Annotated in this window: 23 protein-coding genes; 13 read left to right on the forward strand and 10 right to left on the reverse strand. The window is 52.1% G+C overall.

Features of this window, described 5'->3' with window-relative positions; all coding sequences use genetic code 11:
• Positions 1 to 30: 30 nt before the first annotated feature.
• The 5 genes from AC4EYZ_RS11595 (at position 31) to AC4EYZ_RS11615 (ending at position 5,205) form a co-directional block, all read left to right on the forward strand.
• Positions 31 to 642, forward strand: coding sequence for a glycosyltransferase (locus AC4EYZ_RS11595; protein WP_490204270.1), 612 nt, complete (start codon positions 31 to 33; stop codon positions 640 to 642).
• Positions 639 to 1,421: a glycosyltransferase family 2 protein gene (locus AC4EYZ_RS11600; protein WP_280112125.1), complete on the forward strand. Its 783-nt coding sequence runs from the start codon at positions 639 to 641 to the stop codon at positions 1,419 to 1,421. The genes AC4EYZ_RS11595 and AC4EYZ_RS11600 overlap by 4 nt, the downstream gene beginning before the upstream one ends.
• Positions 1,422 to 1,424: 3 nt before the next feature.
• Positions 1,425 to 2,477, forward strand: coding sequence for a glycosyltransferase family 4 protein (locus tag AC4EYZ_RS11605; RefSeq protein WP_474191763.1), 1,053 nt, complete (start codon positions 1,425 to 1,427; stop codon positions 2,475 to 2,477).
• Between the two features lie 5 nt (positions 2,478 to 2,482).
• Positions 2,483 to 3,454 (forward strand): glycosyl transferase family 90, encoded by a 972-nt coding sequence (locus AC4EYZ_RS11610; protein WP_041157508.1) that lies wholly within the window; start codon positions 2,483 to 2,485, stop codon positions 3,452 to 3,454.
• A 170-nt stretch (positions 3,455 to 3,624) separates the two neighbouring features.
• Positions 3,625 to 5,205 carry a sulfatase-like hydrolase/transferase gene (locus AC4EYZ_RS11615; protein WP_101148389.1) on the forward strand — a complete coding sequence of 527 codons (1,581 nt, stop codon included), beginning with the start codon at positions 3,625 to 3,627 and terminating at the stop codon, positions 5,203 to 5,205.
• On the opposite strand, the gene waaF is transcribed toward AC4EYZ_RS11615, so the two are convergent.
• Both waaF and rfaD read right to left on the reverse strand, forming a co-directional pair.
• Entirely contained in the window at positions 5,195 to 6,238 is a 1,044-nt protein-coding gene (gene waaF / locus AC4EYZ_RS11620; protein ID WP_009286366.1) for a lipopolysaccharide heptosyltransferase II, read from the reverse strand. The two genes, AC4EYZ_RS11615 and waaF, sit on opposite strands and share 11 nt — an antisense overlap.
• Entirely contained in the window at positions 6,231 to 7,187 is a 957-nt protein-coding gene (gene rfaD, locus AC4EYZ_RS11625) for an ADP-glyceromanno-heptose 6-epimerase (RefSeq protein WP_039857862.1), read from the reverse strand. Before rfaD ends, waaF begins: the two co-directional genes overlap by 8 nt.
• Before the next feature lie 109 nt (positions 7,188 to 7,296).
• Between rfaD and glyQ the strand changes: the two genes are divergently transcribed.
• The 3 genes from glyQ (at position 7,297) to gmhB (ending at position 11,050) form a co-directional block, all read left to right on the forward strand.
• Positions 7,297 to 8,268 carry a glycine--tRNA ligase subunit alpha gene (glyQ, locus tag AC4EYZ_RS11630; RefSeq protein ID WP_022521024.1) on the forward strand — a complete coding sequence of 324 codons (972 nt, stop codon included), beginning with the start codon at positions 7,297 to 7,299 and terminating at the stop codon, positions 8,266 to 8,268.
• Positions 8,268 to 10,334 carry a glycine--tRNA ligase subunit beta gene (gene glyS, locus AC4EYZ_RS11635; protein WP_474192454.1) on the forward strand — a complete coding sequence of 689 codons (2,067 nt, stop codon included), beginning with the start codon at positions 8,268 to 8,270 and terminating at the stop codon, positions 10,332 to 10,334. Before glyQ ends, glyS begins: the two co-directional genes overlap by 1 nt.
• 167 nt (positions 10,335 to 10,501) lie before the next feature.
• The gene (gene gmhB / locus AC4EYZ_RS11640) at positions 10,502 to 11,050 is read left to right on the forward strand and encodes a D-glycero-beta-D-manno-heptose 1,7-bisphosphate 7-phosphatase (protein ID WP_474192453.1); all 549 of its coding nucleotides are present in this window, start codon (positions 10,502 to 10,504) and stop codon (positions 11,048 to 11,050) included.
• Positions 11,051 to 11,300: 250 nt separating this feature from the next.
• On the opposite strand, the gene gyrB is transcribed toward gmhB, so the two are convergent.
• The 4 genes from gyrB to dnaA form a co-directional block, all read right to left on the reverse strand.
• Positions 11,301 to 13,721 carry a DNA topoisomerase (ATP-hydrolyzing) subunit B gene (gyrB, locus tag AC4EYZ_RS11645; protein ID WP_474192456.1) on the reverse strand — a complete coding sequence of 807 codons (2,421 nt, stop codon included), beginning with the start codon at positions 13,719 to 13,721 and terminating at the stop codon, positions 11,301 to 11,303.
• Between the two features lie 55 nt (positions 13,722 to 13,776).
• The gene (gene recF / locus AC4EYZ_RS11650) at positions 13,777 to 14,880 is read right to left on the reverse strand and encodes a DNA replication/repair protein RecF (RefSeq protein WP_474192067.1); all 1,104 of its coding nucleotides are present in this window, start codon (positions 14,878 to 14,880) and stop codon (positions 13,777 to 13,779) included.
• Between the two features lie 125 nt (positions 14,881 to 15,005).
• Positions 15,006 to 16,109 (reverse strand): DNA polymerase III subunit beta, encoded by a 1,104-nt coding sequence (gene dnaN / locus AC4EYZ_RS11655; RefSeq protein ID WP_022521028.1) that lies wholly within the window; start codon positions 16,107 to 16,109, stop codon positions 15,006 to 15,008.
• 60 nt (positions 16,110 to 16,169) lie between these two features.
• Positions 16,170 to 17,636: a chromosomal replication initiator protein DnaA gene (gene dnaA / locus AC4EYZ_RS11660; RefSeq protein ID WP_022521029.1), complete on the reverse strand. Its 1,467-nt coding sequence runs from the start codon at positions 17,634 to 17,636 to the stop codon at positions 16,170 to 16,172.
• Positions 17,637 to 18,169: 533 nt separating this feature from the next.
• On the opposite strand from dnaA, the gene rpmH reads away from it, so the two are divergent.
• The 4 genes from rpmH (at position 18,170) to mnmE (ending at position 22,026) form a co-directional block, all read left to right on the forward strand.
• Complete coding sequence (gene rpmH / locus AC4EYZ_RS11665) at positions 18,170 to 18,304, forward strand: 50S ribosomal protein L34 (protein ID WP_008959105.1); 135 nt, start codon at positions 18,170 to 18,172, stop codon at positions 18,302 to 18,304.
• Between the two features lie 7 nt (positions 18,305 to 18,311).
• Entirely contained in the window at positions 18,312 to 18,710 is a 399-nt protein-coding gene (rnpA, locus tag AC4EYZ_RS11670) for a ribonuclease P protein component (RefSeq protein WP_027958493.1), read from the forward strand.
• 121 nt (positions 18,711 to 18,831) lie between these two features.
• Positions 18,832 to 20,520, forward strand: coding sequence for a membrane protein insertase YidC (yidC, locus tag AC4EYZ_RS11675; protein ID WP_009286358.1), 1,689 nt, complete (start codon positions 18,832 to 18,834; stop codon positions 20,518 to 20,520).
• Between the two features lie 135 nt (positions 20,521 to 20,655).
• On the forward strand, positions 20,656 to 22,026 hold the full coding sequence (mnmE, locus tag AC4EYZ_RS11680; RefSeq protein WP_039857850.1) for a tRNA uridine-5-carboxymethylaminomethyl(34) synthesis GTPase MnmE: 1,371 nt from the start codon (positions 20,656 to 20,658) through the stop codon (positions 22,024 to 22,026).
• Between the two features lie 18 nt (positions 22,027 to 22,044).
• Here the strand turns inward: mnmE and AC4EYZ_RS11685 are convergent, their stop codons facing one another.
• The 4 genes from AC4EYZ_RS11685 to rdgB form a co-directional block, all read right to left on the reverse strand.
• A complete protein-coding gene (locus AC4EYZ_RS11685) occupies positions 22,045 to 22,890 on the reverse strand; it encodes a 23S rRNA (adenine(2030)-N(6))-methyltransferase RlmJ (protein ID WP_009286356.1) in 846 nt (281 codons plus the stop codon).
• A gap of 83 nt (positions 22,891 to 22,973) precedes the next feature.
• Complete coding sequence (locus tag AC4EYZ_RS11690; RefSeq protein WP_027958496.1) at positions 22,974 to 23,648, reverse strand: YiaD family glycine zipper/OmpA-like lipoprotein; 675 nt, start codon at positions 23,646 to 23,648, stop codon at positions 22,974 to 22,976.
• A gap of 76 nt (positions 23,649 to 23,724) precedes the next feature.
• Positions 23,725 to 24,909 carry a radical SAM family heme chaperone HemW gene (hemW, locus tag AC4EYZ_RS11695; protein ID WP_027958497.1) on the reverse strand — a complete coding sequence of 395 codons (1,185 nt, stop codon included), beginning with the start codon at positions 24,907 to 24,909 and terminating at the stop codon, positions 23,725 to 23,727.
• Positions 24,902 to 25,510 carry an RdgB/HAM1 family non-canonical purine NTP pyrophosphatase gene (gene rdgB / locus AC4EYZ_RS11700; RefSeq protein ID WP_009286354.1) on the reverse strand — a complete coding sequence of 203 codons (609 nt, stop codon included), beginning with the start codon at positions 25,508 to 25,510 and terminating at the stop codon, positions 24,902 to 24,904. Before rdgB ends, hemW begins: the two co-directional genes overlap by 8 nt.
• A 281-nt stretch (positions 25,511 to 25,791) precedes the next feature.
• Here rdgB and AC4EYZ_RS11705 point away from each other — a divergent pair, with 281 nt between their 5' ends.
• On the forward strand, positions 25,792 to 26,484 hold the full coding sequence (locus tag AC4EYZ_RS11705; protein WP_027958498.1) for a response regulator transcription factor: 693 nt from the start codon (positions 25,792 to 25,794) through the stop codon (positions 26,482 to 26,484).
• Positions 26,485 to 26,503 lie beyond the last annotated feature (19 nt).

Consider the following 26,503-nt stretch of genomic DNA (forward strand, 5'->3'; position numbering starts at 1 on the left):
CACGGAGTGGAAAAGCAAATCGCCTCTGCCATGCAGACGCTACAAGTCAAACCGTCCTCGCTGAGAACCATCACCAATCCATGCCCTTTAGCGGCGATTCGCAAAGCCATGTGCGAAGACTTCGCGGAGCACCCCAATTCCCCATATTTACTCAACGTAGCCCGCTTGGTTCCGCAGAAAAACCATCATCTCCTACTGCGGGCGTACGCCAAGATGCGCACAACGCTGCCCTTGGTGATTGTCGGCGAGGGACCACTGCGCAAAGAGCTGGAATCACTCGCCATTGAACTGGATATTGCAGAACGGGTTACTTTTGCCGGTCGCCAATTAAACCCTTACCCTTGGATGCATAATGCGCGCCTATTCATCTTGAGCTCTGCCCACGAGGGCCTTGGCATCGTATTGCTTGAAGCGCTGGCCTGCCAAACCCCTATTGTCTCGGTCGATTGCCCTGGCGGGGTACGTGATATTATGGCCGGTGAGCTGGAAGCTTACCTATGTGAAATGACACCGGAGGCGTTAGCAGCCCGTGTCGATGCCATACTTGATGCTGACGGCTACGCTATTGATGAACATTGGCTGGAACGCTTTTCTCCAGCGCACATTACTACTGCCTTTTTGCAAGAGATGCCTGCTTCATGATATCGGCTAATATTATTACCTTTAACGAAGAAGCCAATATTGCGGACTGTATTGCTTCCGCTCGCCAAGTATGTGACGACATCGTTGTAGTGGATTCAGGCAGCCAAGATCGAACCACCGCTATCGCGCGTGAGTTAGGTGCCAAGGTGGTTCAACAAGCCTATTTAGGCGACGGCGTTCAAAAAAATATCGCGCTAGCGCATGTCAAGAATGACTGGGTGCTCAGCTTAGACGCCGATGAACGCCTAACTTCAGAGATGGTCGAAGCGATTGGACAACTCGACCTTGCTGCAACCGAACACGACGCCTTTGCCTTTCGTCGGCGCAATATGATTGGCTCACGTTGGATTAAAGTCTGTGGTTGGTATCCAGATTACTGTATTCGGCTCTACAACCGGCACCATGCTCGCTTTGCTGATGTAAAACAGCACGCCAGCATAGGGGCTACCAACCCGAAGCGACTTAACGCCGATATAGTGCATTACTCTTTTGCTAACTTAGGTCAGTTATTTGCCAAGCCAGGCCGCAACTTCAGTGGTCGTGCGGCCAAAATCATGTTTAAAAAGGGGAAGCGGGCCAACGCCTTTTCACCGTTTGCACATGGCCTGAATGCCTTTGTACGCAAATATATATTCCAGCGAGGCTTCATGGGCGGAGTAGATGGCATGACCGTTGCGATCAGCGCAGGTCTCAATAGCTACTTAAAGTATGCCAAGCTGCTTGAATATCAGCGCGACCCAAAAGTGCTTGAAGCGGAAGACTTTAATAAGGTTTGGTGATTGATGCATATTACGCATGTCAATTTAGCGCGTGGTTTTCGCGGCGGAGAGCGCCAAACCGAATTATTAATCAAGACGTTAGCAGAACAGGCATCCAACGATATTTCACAAACGCTGGTTTGCCGTCGAGACTCACCCATGCGCCAACACCTGCAGGGTGTAGCGCGACTCAATTTTCAGGCAGCCAATCACCAGCTAGCGGGGCATTTTGATCTCGGCGAGACAGCGCTCGGCAAGACTCAGTTAGTTCATGCCCACGATGCAAAAGGCGTTCATTGGGCTTACTTACACTATCGTTTAAAAGGCACTCCCTATTTAATTACGCGCCGTGTCGATTCGCCCGTCAAACGTAAGTGGTTCAACCAGCAGTGTTACTCTTATGCATCCGCCAGAGTAGCCCTTTCCCACGTTATAAAGCGTCTTCTGGAAGACAATCAGTGTGGCGACGTTACCTTGATACCCAGTGCCTATGCGCGCTTAACGCCCTCGCCTGAGGCGATCAAAAATTTTCGCAATGACTTTGCCAACAAATTTTTGGTTGGCCATGCAGGCGCCGTGGTAGACCGTCATAAAGGCCAGCGATTGCTGTTACAGGCTGCGCAGAAGCTTGAGCATCAAGCACCTGATATGCAGTTTATTTTTCTAGGTGACGGTGAAGATACAGAAACGCTAAAAGCAGAATCCTCGTCACTTAGCAATGTTTCCTGGCTGGGATTTAAAAGCAATATTGCCGACTATCTAGCTGGCCTGGATGTGTTTGCATTTCCTTCACGCAATGAAGGCCTGGGCTCTGTGCTGCTGGATGTCATGCAGCTAGGCGTTCCTGTCATTGCTACCAAGGTTGGCGGCATACCCGATATCGTCAAGCACGAACAAACGGGGTTGCTGATACCGTCCGGCGACGCCGATGCACTGGCTAACGACATTATGCGATTAAGGCAGGATCCCGCTCTTCGGCAACGATTGGCCCAAGGAGCCACTGAACGTTTAGATCATTATAGCCCTCAGTCAATGACTGCAGCGTACTGGCACCTCTATCAAACAATAGTGAGTTAATGATTATGCTTGCAGCTTCTGCAAAAGCGCATAAAAATCTTCATAAACTAGGCTTTTATGCGCAACATACCGTTCACCGCCTAATTCCCAGTACGTTTCTGCAACGGCAAAGATTAAATTTACTTCGCTCATTAAAGCAATTGTCAAAAGAGGAGCAGCAGCAGTTACTTCTCCGAGTTAACTACTGTAATCAACTGGAAAACAACGTTGAACTGCCTAAGGAGGCTATAAGTTTATCTAGTTTCAAACGCGAGAAAAGCGGCACTTATTACTTGGATTTGCTCAGTGTGTTGCGCTATTTTCCGCCTGAACTACGCTTCTGCCATCGCTTTGGTGATGTAACCACCGTGCCGGATGCACCTACCTTAGTGAAAAGCCGGCCCATTAATGACCACAATCAAAACTCAGTTTTACTTAAGTTAAACCGTGTTCGTCATTACTACACGGTGAAAGATCCTCACCGCTATGATGACAAGCTTGACCTTGTGGTATGGCGTGGTTCTTGTCATCAAGAACATCGGCGACAATTCATTCGAGACTTTTATGATCACCCGCTATGTAATGTGGGCGATATTCACAAAAATGCGCAAGGTCAGCCCTGGCATAGCCAATTTATGTCGGTACTGGAGCAACTGAAATATAAATTCGTACTCAGTATCGAAGGCAAAGATGTTGCAACGAATCTCAAATGGATAATGGCCTCTAATTCACTCTGTTTTATGCGACAACCGCGCTTTGAAACATGGTTTATGGAAGGCACTTTGTTACCTGACTATCACTATGTGCAGCTCAAAGATGATTACTCAGACCTTGAGGAGAAAGTCACCTATTACCTTGAAAACCCCGCGGCGGCGAAAAAAATTATCGGTAATGCTAACCGCTACTTCGCTCAATTTATGAATACTGATAAAGAACGCTTGATGGGTCTTTTGGTTATGCAGAAATATTTCGAGCGCACCCATCAACTTCTCCCGTAGTAGCCGTTATCATCAGAGCTATCAATTTTCTGTAGTGTCCCCTTTTTCACTGTTTATATTAGGTAAATGTCATCATACGTTATCGCTCTTTCATTGCATGGGATACCGCTAGGCTAGCCACCATTGCATTGACACTAATTGGCCTCAGCCTGGGTTACACGGTCACGGTAATGACCCGTCTGCCCTGGTGGACGCTATTTTTAGTAGCGGCCGCATGGATTGGTGTGGGGCTTAAGCTGCGCTGGGGCCAGCCTGCCAATGCTCGCTATCGTAAAATGTGGCCCTGGTCGCTTGTACCGTTAAGTCTTTGGGGTGTGTACGTTTACTTGGCGGACAGCTTTGGCATTGTCGATTTGGGTGCGGTGTTTTTTCACCTCCAGGCAGGCATAGCCAAGCATGGTGGCGCAGGCAAAATGATTTCCGCGGTGCTCTATACGTTAATAATGATTGGCGTACTGGCGGCCGTGACGTGGCTATCACGCCACGACCAGCGCTGGCGGTTAGCCGAGCGCTTTTTCGCTATTATATTATTGGCTAGCAACCCGCTACTTTATGGCATAAGCCAACGCAGCGCGGCCATTGTCACTGATGACGGCGCCTGGCTGGATCGACGCTACAAGCCGCCCCCTGCCGAGGAACTTAGGGACGCCCCTAACTTACTCATTCTGTATTTGGAAAGCATAGAGCGTACCTACTCTAATGACATATTTGGGGATGCCTACGCCAGTCTCAACGCCCTAGGGGAACGAGGTGCCGTTTTTGAGGGCGTGCGCCAGATGGATAATACGGGCTGGACAATGGCGGGCATGATTGCCAGCCAGTGCGGCGTGCCATTGATGCCTGCTGGACTCCTTCACGACAGCCAGTTCGAGCCTCTTTCCAAGGTTGTTCCCGGGGTCGATTGTCTCGGCGACATTCTTGCTGCACAGGGCTACCAACTAAGCTATCTAGGCGGTGCTAGCACACAATTCGCGGGTAAAGGACTATTCTATCGCGGCCACCAATTCGATACGGTGAAAGGACGTGAAGATTTAGAGCCCCTGCTAGAGAATCCTGAGTATGTAAATAGCTGGGGCCTGTATGACGACACGCTGTATGACATCACCGCCGATGAGATCCGGCATTTAGATAGCCAGAATAGCGGCCCCTGGGGTGTAATTAGCCTCAATCTGGCGGGTCATGCGCCTAATGGTTATCCCTCCCAGTCGTGCGTGGAACGTCAAGGAGAGTTTGACGGCCAGGATATTCTTTATTCGGTGGAATGCGCGACTTGGCTGGCTCAAGATTTGGTTGAACGGTTGGATTCTGAGGGTCTTCTCGATAATACCTTGGTGGTCATACTGAGCGACCATCTGACGATGCGCGTTTCTGTGTGGGATCAATTGACCGCGCTAGACCGCGACAACACGCTGATAATGCTCGGCAACGATATCGAGCCACAGCGTATTCGCCGAGACGCTACCATGCTGGATGTTTTCCCCACGATACTCGATGCGCTGGGCTTTAGTTTAGAACGCGACCGCGCTGGATTGGGCACTTCGCTTTTCAGTAATAATCGTACGCTGGTAGAGGCCCACGGTATCGAAGTGCTTAATGAGCGTTTACGGGAAGAGACGGCGCTTCAGCACCGCCTTTGGGAGGGCATTTCCCCTCAGCGGCGTGAGTCCGACGAGCCTTCTCAAGAAGTTACTCAAGAGCAAACCCTAGAGACGCCTGCTGACGCGGCAGACGAAGTCGAGCTCATCCATTAACGATCACGCTCTCCCACTGATGAGCCGCGTGAATCTGTTGGTAGACTTGCTCAACGCTGAGCAGGTTCAGGCAATTGGTATGCCCCAATGGGCAGGTACGCTGAAAGCAAGGAGAGCAAGAGAGCGCTAGGTAGTGAATGACGGCGTTATCAGTCAGCGGCGGCGTGTAGGCGGGCGATGAGGAGCCATACAGCGCATGGACACGAACACCTACCGCTGCAGCCACATGCATTAACCCCGAGTCGTTGGTGACTACCTGCCGGCAATCCGCCAACAGATCGACCGCATCAGCCAGCTGCGTCTTACCACACAGGTTATGGGCATGGGAAAGCCCCTGTGTGATCTCCTCGCCCGCCGGGTGATCCTTTGCCCCCCCGAGTACGCGTACTTCAAAACCCTCTTCCACCAGCCGTTTGGCTAAGCTGTGAAAGTAGCTGACCGGCCACTGCTTGGCGGGACCGTATTCAGCGCCCGGCATCATACCAATCGCCGTGCGCGAAGAAAGCGAGTGAGTTAGCCGCAAATTGACCAAGTTATCACGGTCAATCTGCAGTCTCGGTTTGGGCAGCGCAAAGGCGCCGCTAGCCGCTTCTTCCAGAGGCAGGCCGAGCGATACAAAGCGCTTTACCGTTTGATCCAGCACCTGTTTATCGAGTTTGCGGCGCTCCTTGAGAAGCCCATAGCGGTGTTCGCCTAAAAAGCCTATGCGTTCAGGAATGCGCGCCATAAAGGGCACCAGCGCTGCCTTCCAAGAGCGTGGCAAGACAATGGCTCGGTCAAAACGGCCACGCAAACGGTTGGCCAGTTCACGGCGGCTGGCCAAGCCAAATTCACCGTGCCCCACTGCCAGCGGCAGCACTTCATCCACTTCGGGCATACGCTCTAAAATAGGCTGTGACCACTTTGGTGCAACCACCCCTATCGTCGCGCCTGGCTGGCGGGCTTTTAAGGTCATAAACAGGCTTTGTGCCATGACCATGTCACCGACCCACGAAGGGCCAATCACCAGCAAGCGCTGAGCTGAATTAGCCATTTAACCACCCCAAGTAGGCCTTCACCCCTTGAGCAACGGTTTTAAACTCAACATCGCAGCCGCTCTCACGTAGCTGACCAATGTCAGCTCGGGTATAGCTCTGATAGCGTCCTTTGAGTTCTTCGGGGAAGGCAATGTAGTCGATCTCACCTTTACCGTAAAAGTCGATAACCGCCTCGCCAATGGCTTTAAAAGGTTCAGCCCGACCAGTGCCAAGATTGAAGATTCCTGACTTGTCAGGATGATCCAAAAACCAAAGATTCACATCGACTACATCGCCCACATAAACAAAGTCACGACTCTGCATGCCTGCCTCGTAGCCGTCATAGCCGCCAAACAGCTTGAGCGTTTCACCATTACGAATTTGCAAGTGGTTGTGATAGGCCACACTGGCCATTTTGCCCTTGTGCTGTTCACGGGGGCCATAGACATTAAAGTAACGAAAGCCCACTACTTGAGTGGTTAACTCGCTCCAGCGCGAACGCACGTGCTGATCAAACAGCAGCTTGGAATAGCCGTAAACGTTAAGCGGCTTTTCGCATTCGGGTACCTCTTTAAATACCTCGCTGCCGCCATAGGTGGCGGCTGACGAGGCGTATAAAAAAGGAATACTCTGCTGCTCGCAGTAATTAAGCAGCACTTTGGAGTACTCGAAGTTATTCTCCATCATGTAGTGGCCATCCCATTCGGTAGTATCCGAGCAGGCGCCTTCATGGAAAATAGCATCGATTTTAGGTAGCTCGACGCTTTCACCGCGCAGGGCAGCTTTTACCCTGGCGAGGAAATCATCTTTATCGAGATAATCGGCCAGCGTGCAGTCGGCTAAATTGACGAATTTGGTACCATCGCGTAGATCGTCAACGACCATCACATCGTTTCGACCGCGGGCGTTCAATGCTTTAACTATGTTGGCCCCGATAAAACCGGCACCGCCTGTTACCACAATCATACTGTTCTCCTTACCTAAAGCAGCTTGTTGGCATACGTGCCTATAACCCATCTGCCTAGGATTGTATACTTGACGCCTTATGAATTCATGGCCAACGGTGCTTTCCGCGATGAGTGTCTCGACAAACCAATCGACACCCGATGTGTCGACCTTTCAAGGCTTGATCCTTGCTCTGCAGCAGTACTGGGCAGAACAGGGTTGCGTTATCCTTCAGCCGCTCGATATGGAAGTCGGCGCGGGCACCTTCCACCCCGCTACCTTTCTGCGGGCGATTGGTCCCGAAACCTGGAATGCTGCCTATGTACAGCCTTCCCGCCGCCCTACTGACGGCCGCTATGGCGAGAACCCTAACCGCCTTCAGCACTACTACCAGTTCCAGGTGGTGATGAAGCCATCGCCAAGCAACTTGCAGGATCTCTACCTTGGCTCACTCAAACGCCTTGGTCTTGATCCGCTGGTTCACGATGTGCGCTTTGTCGAAGATAACTGGGAATCTCCTACTTTGGGCGCCTGGGGCCTGGGCTGGGAAATCTGGTTAAACGGCATGGAAGTGACCCAGTTTACCTACTTTCAGCAGGCCGGTGGCATCGAATGCTATCCGGTCACCGGCGAACTGACCTATGGGCTTGAGCGCATCGCCATGTACCTGCAGGACGTCGACAGTGTGTATGACCTCGTCTGGGCCATTGCCCCCGATGGCAGCAAAGTGACTTATGGCGATGTCTATCTGCAAAACGAGCGCGAACAGTCCGCCTACAATTTCGAACATGCCGATGTCGATCAGCTATTTGCTAACTTTGACCATCAGGAAAAAGAGTGCAGCAAGCTGCTCGCTGCCAGCCTGCCGCTGCCAGCCTACGAACAAGTCCTGAAGGCATCACACACGTTCAACCTATTAGATGCCCGTCACGCTATCTCGGTCACTGAGCGTCAGCGCTTTATCCTGCGCGTTCGCACTATGGCCCGGGATGTCGCCACTGCTTACTTTGAGTCGCGTAAGGCCGAAGGTTTCCCCATGGCGCCAGAAATACTTCGCCGCGAACTGTTACAAGAGCTACTCGCCGATCAGGGAGAGGACTAATGGCTGTTAATACGCTTTTACTAGAACTCGGCGCAGAAGAGCTGCCGCCCACGGCCCTGGACGCTCTTTCCGATGCGTTCGCCGCGAGCATCGAGAAAGGCCTGCAAGAAGCCGATGTTCCCTTCTCCAACGTTACCGCTTTTGCGACACCCCGGCGTTTAGCGGTACAGGTACATGAACTGGCCGACAAACAGCCTGATCGTGACGTTGAGCGCCGTGGCCCAGCGCTGGCAGCTGCCTTTAAGGATGGCGTTGCCACTAAAGCCGCGGAAGGCTTTGCCCGCTCTTGTGGTGTAAGCGTTGACGAGCTGATTCATTTAGAAACCGATAAAGGTACTTGGTTAGGTTTTCGTGAGCAGCAGCAGGGAGAATCTATTCAAGCGCTGCTGCCTGAGATTATCCGCAAATCAATCAGCACCCTCCCCGTGCCTAAAAACATGCGCTGGGGCGCTTCACGGGTTGAGTTTTCCCGTCCCGTTCATTGGCTGGTAGCCATTTACGGTAGCGACGTAGTGGCCGCCGAGGCACTTGGCCTAGAGGCTAGCTGCACGACCTACGGTCACCGCTTCCACGCCCCTGATGCCATTCAGCTGGCGCACGCTGATGAGTATGTGGCTACGCTGGAAAATGCCTATGTACTGGTGGATCGTGAGCAACGCCGCGAGCGCATCCGCGAACAGGTATTAGCAGAGGCCGAAGTGCAGGAGGCCAATGCGGTTATCGACGAAGAGCTTCTGGTAGAAGTGAGCGGCTTGGTGGAATGGCCAGTCGCCCTTACCGGTAGCTTTGATGAGCGCTTTCTGGAAGTGCCCGCCGAGTGCTTGATCTCTTCGATGAAGGCTAACCAGAAATATTTTCACCTGTTGGACGACGCTGGCAAGCTGAAACCGCTATTTATCACCATTGCCAATATCGACAGCACTGACCCCGACCAGGTCATTGCCGGTAACGAGAAAGTCATTCGCCCGCGCTTAGCCGATGCCGCGTTTTTCTACGACACCGATCGCAAGTACACATTAGCGTCGCGCATTCCACAGTTAGAGAGTGTGGTATTCCAGCAGCAGCTAGGCACCCTGGCGGATAAAGCTCGCCGCAGTTCGGTTATTGCGACATTTATTGCCGAACGTATCAATGGCGACGTGGCTCACGCTCAGCGCGCCGTGGCACTCGCCAAGTGCGACCTTGTGACGGAGATGGTGCTCGAATTCCCTGAACTTCAGGGCATTATGGGACGCTACTATGCTCAGCAAGATGGCGAACCCGCGGAGGTTGCCCAAGCCCTTGAAGAGCAATACCTGCCGCGCTTTGCTACTGATGCGATTCCCCAAAGTGCTACAGGCAAGGCATTAGCCCTGGCGGATCGCCTGGATACCCTGGTAGGCATCTTCGGGATAGGCCAACGCCCAACCGGTGCGAAAGATCCTTTCGCTTTACGTCGTGCTTCGATTGGTGTGCTTAACATTTTGGTCAAAGGCGAGTTGGATCTTGACCTGCGCGAGCTGCTTACGGTTGCCTCTGAACAGCACCAGAGCCTCCCCAAAGCTGACGGGCTGGTTGAGGACGTGCTGACGTACATGTTGGATCGCTTCCGCGCCTGGGGCCAGGATGAAGGCATCAGCGCAGAAATGTACCTTGCCGTTCGTGCGCGCCCAGTCACAAACCCCCTCGACTTCGCTCGCCGCCTGCGCGCGGTGCAGGCCTTCGCCCAGCGTGACGAAGCCACAGCGCTGGCGGCGGCTAACAAGCGCGTTTCGAATATTTTAAGCAAGCAGGAGCATGACGGCAGCACACAGGTCGATCAACACTTGCTGCAGGAAGATGCCGAGCGGGCACTGTTCGACGCTGTGACAGGTAGCCAGGCGCAGGTGGCACCGCTATTTGCTGCGGGTGACTACCAGCGTGCACTCGACGCACTTGCCACACTGCGAGATCCAGTAGATGCCTTCTTTGACCAAGTAATGGTGATGGCGGACGACCCGGCTATTCAGCGTAATCGGTTAGCGCTTCTTGCAAGCCTTCAAGCGCTGTTTTTAGAAGTCGCCGATATTTCGCTGCTCCCTCAGTAGTCGTCGACTAATGGATCGCAAATCCAAGCCCAGCCCTAACGGCTGGGCTTTTTTTATTGTTTGGGGAGTACGTGTTTCACGTGAAACATCTTTGTTAGATCGGGGTAAAATAGTCTTAAATCTCGCGGGCAGAAAGTATCGCCGACAACCGTACCAATAGGATCACTATGCTAAGTGCCGATAACCTTGTCATCCTGGATCGAGACGGCGTCATCAACCATGACTCTGATAACTACATCAAATCTCTCGAGGAGTGGGTGCCCTACCCCTCTTCAATCACTGCCATTGCCCGCCTCACCCGCGCGGGATACACCGTTGCCATCGCAACGAATCAATCCGGGATTGCCCGAGGCTATTATGATGAAGCAACCCTCCATGCGATGCATGAACACTTAATTTCGTTAGTAGAAGCGGAAGGCGGGCATATTGCTCATATTGCTTACTGCCCCCATGGGCCAAATGATAATTGCCAATGCCGTAAACCATTGCCAGGAATGCTAATACAGATCCAGCAGATCCTGGGACTAGAAAGTTTAACGGGAAGCTGGATGGTCGGTGATAGCCTTCGCGATCTCCAGGCGGGCGAAGCCGTAGGTTGCGAAACAGCGCTGGTGAGAACTGGGAAGGGAAGTAAAACGGAGCAAGCAGGCGCTGGTCTTGAAAAGAGCAATATCTTCGATGATTTAGCGCAATTTGTTGAATGGCTCATTAAATAGCTAAGCGACACCGAGCTGGTAGTCATGATCGCTCTGCGTTGCATGAGTAACTGTTGCATAAGAAATTTGGCTGAAACTAACTACCCTCTTCTGCTACACGTATCCTGATCCTGCCAATCTATCTATCAATAAAAAAAGCGTCGCTATGAATTTCATAGCGACGCCTGTCATAGTGGCATTAAACCATACTGAGGCTAAGGATCGTTAAAGCAGTGTTTCACGTGAAACATCTTAACGAAAGCAATCCACCTTACACGTCTAAATTTGCCACCAACGCGTTGGTCTCAATAAAGTCACGGCGCGGTTCTACATCGTCACCCATCAAGGTATTGAACATCATATCGGCACCCACGGCATCTTCGATCGTCACCCGCAGCATGCGGCGGCTATCGGGATCCATGGTGGTGTCCCAGAGCTGATCCGGGTTCATTTCACCCAAGCCTTTATAGCGCTGTACAGACAACCCGCGCTGGCCCTCTTGCATTAGCCACGCCAGTACTTCCGAGAAGTGCGATACCGGCTTCTGCCGCTCGCCACGAGCAATAAAGGCGCCCTCTTCCAGGAAGCCATCCAGGGTTTCGCCCAGCTCAGCGATACCGCGATAGTCGGCGCTTTCAAAGAAGTCGAGGCCCCACCTATACTCAGTCGTCACACCGTGAGCAACCAGCGAGACGGTAGGTAGGAAAAGCCCGCGCTCAGAATCTTCGTGGAGATGGAAGTGGTAACGGGGCCCGCCTTCATAGGCAACCATGTCATCCATGATCTTCTGGAGTTCATCAATCCAGTTCTGCATGGTCACACGATCTTTCAGGCTCTCCTCACCTTTCAGTGCCGAAGCATGAACGATTTGCTTAAGTACTTCATTAGGATAAACCCGCGACAAGCGATCAATCCGCTTCATCACGTTGCGGTACTGGTTCACTAACGCTTCAAGCTGTGAGCCGGAAATACTCGGTGCATTAGCGTTAACATGCAGGCCGGCACCGTCCAAGGCCGTGGTGGTTAAATAATCCACCATCGCCTGTTCATCTTTCAGGTAAAGCTCTTGCTTGCCGCGCTTAATTTTATAAAGTGGTGGTTGAGCGATGAAGATATGACCACGCTCAATCAACTCCGGCATCTGACGGAAGAAGAACGTCAACAGCAGCGTACGAATGTGCGATCCATCGACATCGGCATCGGTCATGATAATAACCGAGTGGTAACGCAACTTATCGGGGTTAAACTCTTCACGGCCAATGCCGCAACCCAGGGCAGTGATAAGCGTGCCCACTTCTGCAGAGGAGAGCATTTTGTCGAAACGTGCTTTTTCCACGTTCAGAATTTTACCTTTGAGCGGCAAGATAGCCTGTGTACGGCGGTCACGGCCCTGTTTGGCACTGCCACCTGCCGAGTCACCCTCCACCAAGTAAAGCTCTGACTGACTGGGGTCTTTTTCTTGGCAATCCGCCAACTTGCCAGGTAAACCGGCAATATCCAGCGCGCCTTTACGGCGGGTCATATCCCGCGCTTTGCGTGCCGCCTCACGTGCACGCGCGGCATCCAGCATCTTATTAACGATCGCCTTGGCTTCGTTAGGCTTTTCAACAAGATACTCGGAAAAGAGACGGCTCATTTCCTGCTCAACCGCTGTCTTCACTTCGCTGGAGACCAGCTTATCTTTCGTTTGAGACGAAAACTTAGGATCCGGGACTTTAACTGAAATAATAGCTGTTAGCCCCTCACGAGCATCATCGCCCGTGGTATTCACCTTGGCTTTTTTCAGCAGGTTTTCAGCTTCAATATAGTTATTGAGCGTACGGGTAAGACCTGCCCGGAACCCCGCCAAGTGCGCCCCGCCGTCTCGCTGCGGAATATTATTGGTGTAGCAGAAAATATTTTCAGTGAAGGCTTCGCTCCACTGCATGGCTACCTCTACTTCAACACCGTCATCACGAACAGCGTTAAAGTGGAATACCGGATTAATCACACTCTTATTGGTATTGAGGTGATCAACAAAGGCTCTCAAGCCACCTTCGTAGTGAAACAGCTCCTCTTTGCCGCTGCGCTCATCCAGTAAACGGATAGCCACACCAGAGTTCAAGAAGGATAGTTCGCGAAGTCGTTTGGCTAAAATATCAAAATGGAACTCGATATTGCCAAAGGTTTCTGGCGATGGGCGGAAGTGAACCCGGGTACCGCTTTTTTCGGTTTTGCCCACAACGCCCAATGGTGCTTGAGGAACACCGTGACGGTACATTTGTTCGAACACTTCACCCTGACGCCAAATCGTTAAGCGCAGCTCAGCGGAAAGCGCATTGACAACAGAAACACCGACGCCGTGCAACCCACCGGAAACCTTGTAGGAGTTATCATCGAATTTACCGCCTGCGTGCAGAACCGTCATAATAACTTCTGCAGCGGAAACACCTTCCCCTTCATGAAGCTCGGTAGGTACTCCACGGCCGTTATCACTCACGGTGACCGACTCATCCGGGTGGATGACAACGCGAATTTCACTGCAATGCCCAGCCAACGCCTCGTCGATGGAGTTATCCACCAATTCGAAGACCATGTGGTGGAGCCCAGTACCGTCGTCGGTGTCACCAATATACATACCTGGCCGCTTACGCACCGCGTCCAGCCCCTTGAGCACCTTGATGCTTGATGAATCGTAAGCCTGCTCGCTCATTGACCACTCCGTTGTGAAGTCTGTCTCATCCTGTATCGTCCTACCCTTCTCTGCGCTAGCTGATTCTCTCTAAACCACTCCCCCCCTCCTTGCTATGTTTCACGTGAAACATATTTACGGGGGTATCAGTTCGCCAGGCATTCTTCAATGCGGAAGGTTCGACACTGGTAATAAATGCTTGGCACTGCATATCTTCGAGTAAACCACAAAACTGGTAACGATTTTGCTCGTCAAGTTCTGCGGGCAAATCATCGATAAGATAAATACAGTGCCGCTGTGCTGTTCTTTCCAGAAACCGCCCTTGGGCAAGCTTTAATGCACTCACCACTAACTTTTGCTGGCCTCTGGAAAGCACTTCTACAGCAGGCTGTTTGTTTATCCTGATACGCAAGTCAGCGCGCTGCGGACCTTGCTGAGTAAACCCCATCTGCTGATCAGTTGGCCGACTATCGTGTAACACAGTCACAAGAGTTCGATCTTTATCCCAACCTCTGGCGTAGTGAAGCGACAATCCCGGCAAGGGAAGCAATACCTTAAGTGTCTCTTCAAAGACAGGCAAAAAGTCACCAAACCAAGCACGGCGTAACGAGTCCATCTGTTCACCCCAAAGGGCTAGTTCATGCTCCCACACCGCCATTTCCTGAGGTAGTATTCTACCACGCCTGAGCAGTGCATTCCGATGTTTCAACGCACGCCGGGTGCGCTTCCAGATTGCTAAAAAGTCATGTTTCACGTGAAACACGCCCCAGTCGAGAAACTCACGACGTCCGGCTGGAGAACCTTCAAGCAATCGAAAAGCATCAGGGTTAATTAATTGAAGCGGCATAGCCTCTACCAGTTCCGCCAACCGAGCGTTTTTATCTCCCTTTAAACGAAGCTCCAGCTCCCGCTGAGCTCTTAAACGACGCACACCAAGGGTAACCTCAGGCTCACCACTTAAACGTCCGTACAGCGTCATATACGGCTCATCCGTTTGGATCGCGTTTTTTAACTGGCGAGTACGAAAAGAGCGGCCCATGCCAAGAATATGTACCCCCTCCAACAGACTGGTTTTACCGCTGCCATTAGCACCGCTAATGACGTTGATATGCGAAGAGGGCGTCATCTCAACCGGTCTGAGATTGCGCAAAGCGTGGAAATTAAGCAGTGTCAGGCTCATCCTATTATCACCACTTAAAATATCCTCGAAAAAAGGGAGTATTCCAACGCGTTAGCGGCGCTTCTGCTACCAGAAGCGCCGCTAACGTAGCTTGCTTACGTATTGCTGTTACCCGCCCAAAGCGTTTACAGGCGCATCGGCATAACGACATAAAGCGCATCACCGCCGCCGGGCTCTTCCAGCAGCGCGCTACTATTGGGATCGGCCAGGGTAATCTGCACGCGATCTTCATTTAGCACTGTTAGTACATCAACTAAATAGCCGACGTTAAAACCAACTTCCATTGCCCCGCCATTATACTCAACGGCGATATTCTCCTCCGCTTCCTCCTGCTCGGGGTTGTTGGCCATTACCTTAAGGTTGTTCTCCTCAAGATAAAGGCGCACTCCACGGTACTTCTCATTAGAGAGGATAGCAGTACGTGAAAGTACTTGGCGAAGCTCCGCACGCTCGGCAATCAATACTTTATCGCCATTGCGCGGCACGACGCGCTCATAGTCAGGAAATTTACCGTCGATTAACTTGGAGGTGAAGGTAAAGTCGCCTGTATGAGCACGCACATGGCTGGAGCCAAGCGTCAGGCTGACAGGCTCATCGCTATCGTCTAGCAAGCGCGACAGCTCTAAAATCCCCTTCCGGGGCACAATCAGCTTTTGAGACTGGCTCACAGAGACCTCGATTGGCCGCGAGCACATCGCCAAACGGTGCCCGTCAGTAGCGACCGTGCGAAGCAAATTGCTTTGAATTTCCAGCAGCATACCGTTGAGGTAGTACCGCACATCCTGCTGCGCCATGGCAAACGAGGTCGCTTCTATCAGGTGCTTTAGGGTACCGCGGGGTACGCTAATCTCCTGGCTGCCGTCCGCATCTTCGATATTGGGAAATTCAGCGACCGGGAGCGTCGACAACGTAAAACGCGAACGACCACTGCGTAGTACCGCGCGGCCCTCTTCAACGGCGAGCTGAATGTCGGACTGATCGGGCAATGATTTACAGATATCCATCAGCTTACGCGCGGGCACTGTCGCGGAGCCCGCCTGATCGACCTGGCTTGCCACCGTGCGGCCCACGAGCTCGACTTCTAAGTCTGTACCGGTGAGCGACACCTGGTCGCCCTCTACCTGAATCAGCACATTAGACAGTACTGGCAGCGTTTGACGGCGCTCAACAACACCAGCGACCAGAGTCAGCGGACGTAGCAGCGCCTCTCGGGAAATCGAAAATTTCATCAATACTCCGGTTCTATATCCTGAAAGACCTGCGTGTAACAGGCCCGTCCCATGGAATGATTAACTGGTCAACAGGCGCAGTAAATTCTTGTAATCCTCACGAATATCCGCGCTCTCTTCCTGCAATGATTTCACTTTTCGGCAAGCGTGCAACACCGTTGTGTGGTCACGCCCGCCAAAGGCATCGCCAATCTCAGGTAAGCTGTGATTGGTGAGCTCTTTAGCAAGCGCCATCGCCACCTGACGAGGGCGGGCAACTGAGCGTGAACGGCGCTTCGAAAGCAGATCCGCCACCTTAATCTTGTAATATTCGGCGACCGTACGCTGAATATTATCTACCCCTACCTGCTTATCCTGAAGCGCTAACAGATCTTTCAGAGACTCACGAATAAAGTCTTGGGTAATCGTTTTACCCATGAAGTGCGAATCAGCAATGACTTTTTTCAGCGCACCTTCCAATTCGCGCACGTTGGAACGAATTTTTTGCGCAATGAAGAAAGCCGCATCGTGAGGCAAATCGACCTTAGCTTGGTCGGCCTTTTTCATCAAGATGGCCACACGGGTTTCAAGCTCTGGCGGCTCTATCGCGACCGTAAGCCCCCAACCAAAGCGTGATTTAAGGCGCTCCTCTACCCCACTGATCTCTTTAGGATAGCGATCAGAGGTCAGAATCATTTGCTGACCACCTTCTAATAACGCATTGAAGGTATGGAAAAACTCTTCTTGAGAGCGCTCTTTTCCAGCAAAAAACTGAATATCATCAATAAGTAACGCATCAACACTGCGATAAAAACGCTTAAAATCATTAATCGCATTAAGCTGGAGCGCTTTAACCATATCGGCGACAAACCGCTCTGAGTGCAGGTATACCACCCGGGCGTTTTCACGCCGGGTTGCCAATGCGTTCCCCACTGCATGCATTAAGTGGGTTTTACCCAAGCCTACGCCACCGTATAAAAACAAGGGGTTATAAGCGCCACCAGGGTTTTCAGACACCTGGCGGGAGGCAGCACGAGCCAGCTGGTTAGACTTACCTTCCACGAACGTATCGAAAGTAAAATTCGGATTGAGCCCGCTGCCATGTTTCAGGCTGCCTTCTACCTGTACCTGACGTTCATTATTACGCCGACTCGGCGCTTCATCGCGCAGCCTATCGATTTCGCGCTCATCGGCAATATCGCCGCGTGGCGGCGTATGTACCGCTGGCGATGCTGGCCGCGACGGCGAAGCCGATACAGGATTACCTAAATCACGATGCTGAGGGGCCTGGGCTGCCAAACGGCGACTACCCACCGTCAGGCTGACCTTTGGCGGCTTGGCCGGTGCGAGTTCACGCATCAGCTCACTAATCCGCTTGGCATACTTATCGCTCACCCAATCGCGCACAAAACGATTCGGCGCCAATAAGCGCAGCTCGTTGGACTCTCCTTCTTCTGCCTGCAGCGGGCGTATCCAGGTATTGAACTGCTGTGAATTCAGCTCATCCTGCAGGTTGTCCAGGCACTGTTGCCAAAGCGTCAGTGACACTCATCTCACCATCGGTTGAAAACGGCCGACCATTGTAGCGCCCAAAGCCTCGGTTATCCACACGGGTTTAGCCTTCAATATTGGCCTGTGGACAACTAACGATGAGCCCATGGGAAAACCTTGTGGAGGGACGGGGATAATCGTTAAATACGTGTCTTACACACGGGTTAATCACATCTCGCCAACACCTTGTAGACGGCTTATACGGGACTTACACACAGATTTTTTATTGTTATAAGCAATTGAAAAATATCGCCTAAAACCACTTATCCACAAATAGTATCCCCACTATTAATAACAACAGGTTTAGAACTACCTATTAGTAATAATAGTGACTTCATTAATGGCTACTCTTACCGTATCAAGCACGCTGGCTGAGGCGTGATAACGCTTTTATGCAAGGAAAAATTGCACCCAGCAGAGGAAGTCTCTACAATTTCCGGTCTTGAATTGAATCTCCCCGGCTAGTTCCTCACTGGACCGGGCTTTTTGGAATTCACTTTCCGTCCTAAACCACGTGGGAATAACGAGTTATGAAACGCACTTTTCAACCTAGCGTTCTCAAGCGCAAGCGCGCGCATGGCTTCCGTGCTCGTATGGCAACCAAAAACGGTCGCGCCGTCCTCGCACGTCGCCGTGCCAAGGGCCGCAAGCGTCTGAGCGCCTGATCTCAGATTGCGTGTACCGCAGCAAGGCTTTCCCCGGCAATTACGGTTACTAAATGCTGGGGACTTTAGTCACGTGTTTGAGCAAGCCGACCTGAAAGTGCATGGCAAAGGTATGATGGCGTTAGTTCGCTTTAGTACTCGGGGACACCCCCGCCTTGGACTGGTGGTCAGCAAAAAAAATGTTAAACGCGCCGTAGATCGCAACCGTTTCAAGCGTCTGGTTCGAGAATCCGTTCGCCTTCGTCAAGATCACCTACCCTCTGTGGATATAGTGGTACTTGCGCGACGTGGCGTTCAGGATCTCGATAACGACACCTTGCATCGCCAGTTACACGGCATGTGGAAACGACTACAGCGTGACGCACAGGCGGTGATCGCAGCACCAACGCCTAAGCGTGACACGTGACCTTTGGTGCACCCCTCGCCGCTCGACCTCGGCCTGCCAACTGGCAGGCTTTCGTGTGTCAAGAGTCGAGTAAATGACACTGCGCCATTAGCATGTTCACCACCCAGCGGGCAGAACCCTCATGGACGTAAAACGACTTTTATTACTGATTCCACTAGCCGTACTCGCTTACTTGCTAGTCGTCCAGTGGAATCAGGATTACGGGCAGCCGAATTACGATTCAGTGCCTGAAACGACGCAACGCAGCAATTCCACGTCTCCTAGCAATGCTGAAGATGGAGAAAGCGGCTTAGCGGTGCCGAGCACGTCTTCACAGCAAAGTGCGGTAGGTGAAGGTATTCCTGATACCGAAAGCGAGACATCAAGCCGCGACTTCATTGCCGTGACCACCGATGTTCTGGATGTGCGTATTGATCCACACGGTGGCGATATTGTTTATGCCGCGTTACCGCAGCACAAACTCTCTCTGGATTCAGACCGTAACTATGTGCTGTTATCCGATAACAGCAGCCGTAGTTACGTGGCTCGCTCAGGCCTGCAGCTCGATGGCCAAGCCAGCCGTATCGCGTTCACGCCTGAAAACTCGGAGTATCGTTTAGGCGATAACGATGACGAGCTAAGCGTTGATCTAACCGCTGATGTTAACGGCGTTGAGGTCATTAAGCGGCTTACCTTTGAGCGCGGCAGCTATGCGGTCAACGTCAACTACTACCTGGCCAATAACACCGACGCACCGGTTAGTGCGCGCTTTATTGGTCAGTTGGCACGCGACAATAGCCCTGACCCATCAAGCGGTGTCTCCATGGGTATGAAATCCTACTTAGGGGCCGCTTACTCAACGCCAGATGCACGCTACGAGAAGATCGACTTTGAGGATATTCAAAGCCATAACTTCGAAAACCGTGAAGCACAGGGCGGCTGGATAGCCATTATTCAGCACTACTTTGTGTCGGCATGGGCGCCTCAGCAGGATCAGCAAAACCTTTTCTACGTCACCACCGACTCCAGTAATCGTAACGTCGTAGCCTTTGCTGGCCCCACCAGCACTGTGGCCGCCGATAGTGAAACCACTCTAGGCGCCACTCTGTACGTCGGGCCAAAAGTGCAGGACTATCTGGAACAAGTCGCTCCCAACCTGCAATTAACCGTAGATTATGGCTGGTTATGGTTTATTGCTAACCCCCTCTTCTGGCTGCTGGATCATATCCACGAGGTAGTCGGTAACTGGGGTTGGTCGATTGTCCTGTTGACCATACTGGTTAAGACAGTGCTGTTCCCGCTTTCAGCCAAAGCTTACAAATCCATGGGTAGGATGCGTAAACTCGGCCCGGAAATGCAGCGCCTGAAAGAGATGTATGGCGACGACCGGCAGAAAATGTCGCAAGAGATGATGAAGTTCTACCAGAAGGAGAAGATTAATCCGCTGGGGGGCTGTCTACCTATTGTGATTCAGATGCCTGTCTTCATCGCTCTCTACTGGATGTTGCTTGAGTCGGTTGAACTGCGGCATGCGCCGTTTATCTTCTGGATTCAGGATCTATCGGTGAAGGATCCGTACTTCATTCTGCCGATTCTGATGGGCATTTCGATGTTCGTTCAGCAAATGTTGAACCCGACACCTCCGGATCCTATGCAGGCGAAGATCATGAAGATGCTACCCATCATCTTTACTTTCTTCTTCCTGTGGTTCCCGGCCGGTCTGGTTATTTACTGGGTGGTCAACAACATCATTTCGGTGGCGCAGCAGTACTACATCACGCGCAAAATCGAAAATGATCCGAGTATCGGCAAAGGCATGAAAACCAAATAGACTGCCTTTGTCATCGCCCTTCAGACCCCCGCCCCGAGCGGGGGTCTGGCGTTTTAAGGTCGACAAATCCAAACTATGTAGATCGATGCTAGACCGATCAAATGCTACTTCTGCCAATTGACTAAGAGATTCACCATGGCCGAACGCCTCTATACGCCTGACACCATTGCGGCGCTGGCAACTCCCCCAGGACGCGGCGGCGTGGGTATTATCCGCGTCTCCGGGCCCGCCTGCCGCGAAATCGCTCAAGCCATGGTTGGGCATTGCCCTGCCCCGCGATACGCTCACTACGGCCCATTCCAAGGCGCAGAAGGGAGCATTGATGAAGGCATCGCCCTGTTTTTCAACGGCCCCCATTCGTTTACCGGTGAAGACGTACTGGAACTCCAGGGACACGGCGGCCCGATTATTATGGATATGCTGCTGGAGCGCTGTGTGGTCTTGGGTGCCCGCCTGGCGCGGCCGGGAGAGTTTTCCGAACGGGCATTTTTGAACGATAAGCTCGATCTGGCTCAGGCGGAAGCGATTGCCGATCTCATCGATGCCACCTCACGCTCGGCGGCAGAAAACGCTGTACGCTCGCTCCAGGGTGAGTTCTCGAAGCGCGTTTCTGCGCTGGTGGAGCGCTTGATCGAACTGCGCGTTTACGTTGAAGCGGCGATCGACTTCCCCGAAGAGGAGATCGACTTTCTTGCCGACGGTCACGTTGCCCAGCACTTAAGCAGCGTCCAGCAAGCGCTGAGCGACGTACGCCAGGCGGCAGGCCAAGGTGCACTGCTGCGAGAAGGAATGAGCGTGGTCATTGCCGGGCGACCCAATGCGGGGAAGTCGAGCCTGCTAAATGCGCTGACCGAACAAGATACCGCCATTGTGACGGATATCGCGGGCACGACCCGGGACGTGCTCCGTGAGCACATTCATATTGACGGTATGCCCCTACATATCATCGACACCGCTGGATTGCGCGATACGCCTGATGCGGTGGAGAAAATTGGTGTCGCACGTGCCTGGGCCGAAATAGAGAAAGCCGACCGAGTGCTGCTACTCGTTGATGCCAGCACCACTACTTCAACCGACCCCATGGCCATCTGGCCGGAGTTTGTCGCTCGCCTGCCCGACCAGAGCCGCTTAACCCTGGTGCGTAATAAAATCGATACCAGTGCCGAGCCGGCGGGCATTGATTTATCCACAACCATACCCATTGTGCGCCTATCGGCGAAAACCGGTACGGGTGTGGATAACTTGAAAGCGCATCTGAAGGATGTGATGGGTTTTGCCGCCACCACCGAGGGTCGCTTCTCCGCCCGCCGAAGGCACCTGGACGCCCTAGATCGCGCCATGGCAGCCCTTGATACCGGCCGTGCTCAGTTGGATGGATATGGCGCAGGGGAACTGCTGGCGGAAGATTTGCGCGACGCCCAACAAGCCTTAGGCGAGATCACTGGCGAATTCAGCGCCGATGATTTATTGGGCGAAATTTTTGGCAGTTTTTGCATCGGCAAATAGAGTTACTTTTTTCGACAACTACTCTCCCACCCACCAATCCGCCTGATAGCGGCTATCAGCGCCGAGCAGCGGGGTAATTTCTGCCATCGCTGCTGCCAGGCGTTTATCCAACCCCCAGGGCGGATTGATCACCAGCATACCGCTACCGAACATGCCGTGAGCCTGCTCGCCAGGTTCGCGCAGCAGCAGCTCGCTGCGCCATATCTTGCGTATTCCACTGGCCTGCAGCACGTCCAACAGCATTTGGTGATGCCCGGCAGGCAGCAGCGGGTACCAGATCATCATCACCGCATGGCGAGCCTTTTCCAGGGCCTGGATAGCAGTGTCAGCGACCTCCTGGTACTCCACCTTGCGCTCAAAGCTTGGGTCAATCAGCACGCATACCCTGGGTGTTGCTACCGGCAGCATCGCTCTAAGCCCTGCCAGCCCGTCGCCATACACGCGCTTGACCTGCGCAGGGAGCGCCTGGCCATTCAAGTGCTGGTGTTCGCCCGGGTGCAGCTCAAACAGGCACAGACGATCGTGCTCGCGCAGCGGCTGGCTCAGCCACCAGGGCGAGCCTGGGTAGAGGGTCAATTCATTATGATCTGGCTGCGCCCCAACAATAGCGTTTAACCAGCTTCCCAGCAGCGCGTCGGTTAGCTGTTCACGCTTCTGCCACAGTGGCCAGATGCCCTCACGGTACTCTTGGAGTCGCTGGGTCTCTTTGGTGGCTAATGGATAAAGCCCTCTACCGGCATGTGTGTCTATATATGTAATAGGTGTTTTTTTACGTAATAGGTAATCAGTGACGGCGTAAAGCGTCAGATGTTTGTGTACATCGGCAAAATTACCGGCGTGGTAGGCGTGTTGGTAGGACAGCATGGTAGCTCGTAAACAGGTGAACGAAAAAAGCCCGCTATAGGAGCATAGCGGGCTTTGAACGGCAATGTGCAGCTTTAAGAGGCTTAGCCCTGGCCGTTACCGGTAGGCGTCAAGGTAATTTCTACCCGACGGTTTTGAGCACGGCCCTGCTCATTGTCGTTGCTGGCGACTGGCTGAGTAGCACCGTAACCAGAAGTATTCAGGCGCATGGATGAAACGCCGTTCTGAGACAAGTAGCTGGAGACGGCTTGGGCACGGCGCTCAGATAGACGCTGGTTATAGCTCGCGTCACCGGTACTATCGGTGTGGCCAGCGATACTAACGCGGGTATCCTGGTACTGAGAAAGTACGTTAGCAACTTCATTGAGTGAGCCACGCGCTTCACTAGTCAACTCAGCAGAGTCAAAGCCAAAGGTAACGCCGCTGGGCATATTGAGCACGATATCGTCGCCACGGCGATCGATTTCAATGCGTGACCCCTGTAGGTTTTCACGTAGCTGCTGCTCTTGGCGATCCATATAAACACCAATACCAGCGCCCGCTGCTGCGCCCACGGCAGCACCAATTAGTGCACGGTCACGACGGCTGGTGCTGCCATCACCAGACAGAGCGCCTGCAGCGGCCCCCACGGCGGCACCAATCCCGGTGCCCATAGCGGTGCTAGAGCGCTGCGTTTGGCCACCGTAAGGATCCGATGTAGCACAACCGGCCAGTAGAATAGCAGCCGCCAACGGTGTCAGTAGTCGAGAAATTCGCATCACTCACTCCTTGTAAGTCGTCAAGCTTGATGGTTCAAGTCTGTTATTTCAGAAAAAAATTTCTGTAGATTGCTGGTCAATCATCACTGATCAAAGCTAGCAACTCATTCAAGAATAATAGACCTTGAGGCGATGCACGCAGTTTTTCAGGCATTTGCATCAAAAGTCCTTTTTTCTCGGCAGATTGTAAACGCGTGAGTAACCTTGCAGGCGCTTCACCGGTGTTAGCTCTCCATGTTTCAAGCGACACCCCGTCGGTGAGACGTAAAGCGTTCATGGCAAACTCCAACGGTAGCTCATCCGTTTTTATCAGCTGTTTACCGGCGATAAAGCCACGCAGATCATCTACGCGCTTTAGGTAGGCGTCTGGCTGGCGAGTTTTCCAGCGCCGTTCAATGTGCCACTCTCCATTTGAGTCAATACGGCTAAGCTTGCCATGGGCACCAGCGCCAATCCCTAGGTAGTCACCAAACTGCCAGTAATTAAGGTTATGGCGACTCTGGTGACCGGCACTAGCGTAAGCCGAGATCTCGTAGCGTTTGAAGCCCGCCTGCTCTAGGAGCTGATGCCCTTTATCCTGAATATCCCAAAGCGCCTCTTCCTCTGGCAGTACCGGGGGGTGGGAGTGAAAGGCGGTATTCGGTTCAAGGGTCAACTGATACCAAGAGAGATGTTCAGGTGCCAATGCCAGCGCTTGGGCAATATCATCCATCGCCAATTGAGGCGTTTGATCAGGCAAACCGTGCATAAGGTCAATGTTAATGTTGGTAAAGCCTGCCTGGCGCGCCTGTGCTACCGCAGTAATCGCTTCATCACCGCTATGAATTCGCCCCAGCGCATGCAGTTGATCAGGCTGAAAACTTTGAATACCCAGCGAAAGACGGTTAATGCCTGCTTTCCGGTAACCAATGAAACGCTCTTGCTCCGTGGTACCTGGATTAGCCTCTAAGGTAATTTCTATCTCTTTAGAGAAGGGTAAACGGATCCGGATCTCTTTCAGTAATCGTTCATAAAATGCGGGGGACAGCAGGCTGGGAGTCCCACCGCCTATAAAGATGGTTTTAATTTCTCGACCAGCCGCCAGGTCAAGATCACTATCCAGGTCTTGTAACAGCGCATCTAGATAGGCGGCTTCAGGTAAATCTCGCGGTGTAAAACCGTGTGTGCCCGGCTCATGAGAATTGAAATCACAGTACGGACATTTACGGACACACCAGGGCGTGTGGATATAGAGAGAGAGTGGCGGCAACGTATCAGCCATGCGCCACCTTCAGTAACTCCACTAACCCCTGCAACGCGCGACCACGATGGCTAAGGCGATTTTTACTTTCGCTGGGCAGCTCGGCGACGCTCATACCCTGATCAGGTAACCAGAAAAGCGGATCATAGCCAAACCCCTCCTTCCCTCGGGGATGAGCAAGAATTTCGCCTTCCCAACTCCGTTGCACAATGACCGGCACCGGATCCTTCGGATGGCGCAAATAAACCAGCACACACCAGTAACGTCCACTTCTCTGCCCTTCCGCACAGTCACTTAATGCGGCTAACAACGTTTGGTTATTTTTCTCGTCGCTTCTCGGCTCACCGCCATACCGAGCGGAATAGATACCGGGCGCACCATTGAGTGCGTCTACTTCAAGCCCAGAATCGTCAGCTAATGCAGGTAATCCACTGATGAGGCTCGCTTCACGCGCTTTTAACAGTGCATTTTCGACGAAGGTTAGCCCCGTCTCTTCCACATCCGTGACGCCAAAATCCGCCTGGGGGCGAACATCGAACCCCAAAGGTGAAAGTAACTGACTGAATTCTCTTAATTTTCCTGTATTGCCACTGGCAAGTACAAGGGTATTGACGGCGGCCATGGTATGTACTCCTAACAGTAGAACTGCAGTTTACGCGCTCACTGCTGGTATCAAAAGCCATCAAAATGTTACATAACGTATCTAATAATTAGGTAATTAATTTATTGCTTAATTAATAATAAACATTTGTTAAATAACAATATTTTCCATATTAATGAAAATATTGAAGAGATGAAAAATATTTTTACCATATATTTAATAACAAAACTTTACTAAACGTATCTTATGGTCAACACTTCAGTGGTTACCTGCTCACTCTTTCTTTCCACGAGGGCCACCCAATGTCGCAGGAAAAGTCTACCGGAACGGTGTATGTCGTTACCGAAAAAAGTCCCCAGGTTCAGTTGTTCGCTGAGTACTTGAACAAACACACCGGCTGTCAAATTAGTATCCATTCTCCTCATACAGCATTACCTATTTCCGCATCGGGCAACTTGCTGATTCTCATTGACAGCGATCATATTGGCATTGATGCACTGCCAGAGTGGCAAGATAAGTTACCCGACACGTTAACTAAAACTCCCCTAGCGGCCTTCAATATTCATGATATGGATCACGCCCTTGAAGCACTTTCGTGCGCTCAGTTAAAAGGCGTTTTTTATCGCAATGAAAGCCTTGAGGTAATTTGTAAAGGCATCCACTCGCTGCTTGAAGGGGAGCTGTGGATGTCACGAGATTTAATGGCGCGTTTAATCCTGTTTTATCGCAAATACCAAAGTAATGCTTTCCGCCCAGCCTGCGGACTCACTAACCGGGAAATGGAAATTATTTCCCTACTTAGTGCTGGCTCTTCTAATCAACAAATTGCCGAAAAGCTGTTTGTTAGCGAACACACCGTTAAGTCACACCTATACAACATTTTTCGCAAAATTAACGTTCACAACCGCATTCAAGCGCTCAACTGGATTCATCAGAACCTGGGCCCGATTCTGCCCAATATTGAGACCGCACGCAGTCTTCAACGACATCGTTAGCGCTAATGCGCAAGGGTAA

This window comes from Vreelandella sp. 162(4c) (genome assembly GCF_058152265.1).

Coding starts and splice junctions, on each gene's coding strand:
- AC4EYZ_RS11595 (WP_490204270.1), top strand. CDS start 31: ATGCAGACGCTACAAGTCAAACCGTCCTCGCTGAGAACCATCACCAAT.
- AC4EYZ_RS11600 (WP_280112125.1), top strand. CDS start 639: ATGATATCGGCTAATATTATTACCTTTAACGAAGAAGCCAATATTGCG.
- AC4EYZ_RS11605 (WP_474191763.1), top strand. CDS start 1,425: ATGCATATTACGCATGTCAATTTAGCGCGTGGTTTTCGCGGCGGAGAG.
- AC4EYZ_RS11610 (WP_041157508.1), top strand. CDS start 2,483: ATGCTTGCAGCTTCTGCAAAAGCGCATAAAAATCTTCATAAACTAGGC.
- AC4EYZ_RS11615 (WP_101148389.1), top strand. CDS start 3,625: ATGACCCGTCTGCCCTGGTGGACGCTATTTTTAGTAGCGGCCGCATGG.
- waaF (WP_009286366.1), bottom strand. CDS start 6,238: ATGGCTAATTCAGCTCAGCGCTTGCTGGTGATTGGCCCTTCGTGGGTC.
- rfaD (WP_039857862.1), bottom strand. CDS start 7,187: ATGATTGTGGTAACAGGCGGTGCCGGTTTTATCGGGGCCAACATAGTT.
- glyQ (WP_022521024.1), top strand. CDS start 7,297: ATGAGTGTCTCGACAAACCAATCGACACCCGATGTGTCGACCTTTCAA.
- glyS (WP_474192454.1), top strand. CDS start 8,268: ATGGCTGTTAATACGCTTTTACTAGAACTCGGCGCAGAAGAGCTGCCG.
- gmhB (WP_474192453.1), top strand. CDS start 10,502: ATGCTAAGTGCCGATAACCTTGTCATCCTGGATCGAGACGGCGTCATC.
- gyrB (WP_474192456.1), bottom strand. CDS start 13,721: ATGAGCGAGCAGGCTTACGATTCATCAAGCATCAAGGTGCTCAAGGGG.
- recF (WP_474192067.1), bottom strand. CDS start 14,880: ATGAGCCTGACACTGCTTAATTTCCACGCTTTGCGCAATCTCAGACCG.
- dnaN (WP_022521028.1), bottom strand. CDS start 16,109: ATGAAATTTTCGATTTCCCGAGAGGCGCTGCTACGTCCGCTGACTCTG.
- rpmH (WP_008959105.1), top strand. CDS start 18,170: ATGAAACGCACTTTTCAACCTAGCGTTCTCAAGCGCAAGCGCGCGCAT.
- yidC (WP_009286358.1), top strand. CDS start 18,832: ATGGACGTAAAACGACTTTTATTACTGATTCCACTAGCCGTACTCGCT.
- mnmE (WP_039857850.1), top strand. CDS start 20,656: ATGGCCGAACGCCTCTATACGCCTGACACCATTGCGGCGCTGGCAACT.
- AC4EYZ_RS11685 (WP_009286356.1), bottom strand. CDS start 22,890: ATGCTGTCCTACCAACACGCCTACCACGCCGGTAATTTTGCCGATGTA.
- AC4EYZ_RS11690 (WP_027958496.1), bottom strand. CDS start 23,648: ATGCGAATTTCTCGACTACTGACACCGTTGGCGGCTGCTATTCTACTG.
- hemW (WP_027958497.1), bottom strand. CDS start 24,909: ATGGCTGATACGTTGCCGCCACTCTCTCTCTATATCCACACGCCCTGG.
- rdgB (WP_009286354.1), bottom strand. CDS start 25,510: ATGGCCGCCGTCAATACCCTTGTACTTGCCAGTGGCAATACAGGAAAA.
- AC4EYZ_RS11705 (WP_027958498.1), top strand. CDS start 25,792: ATGTCGCAGGAAAAGTCTACCGGAACGGTGTATGTCGTTACCGAAAAA.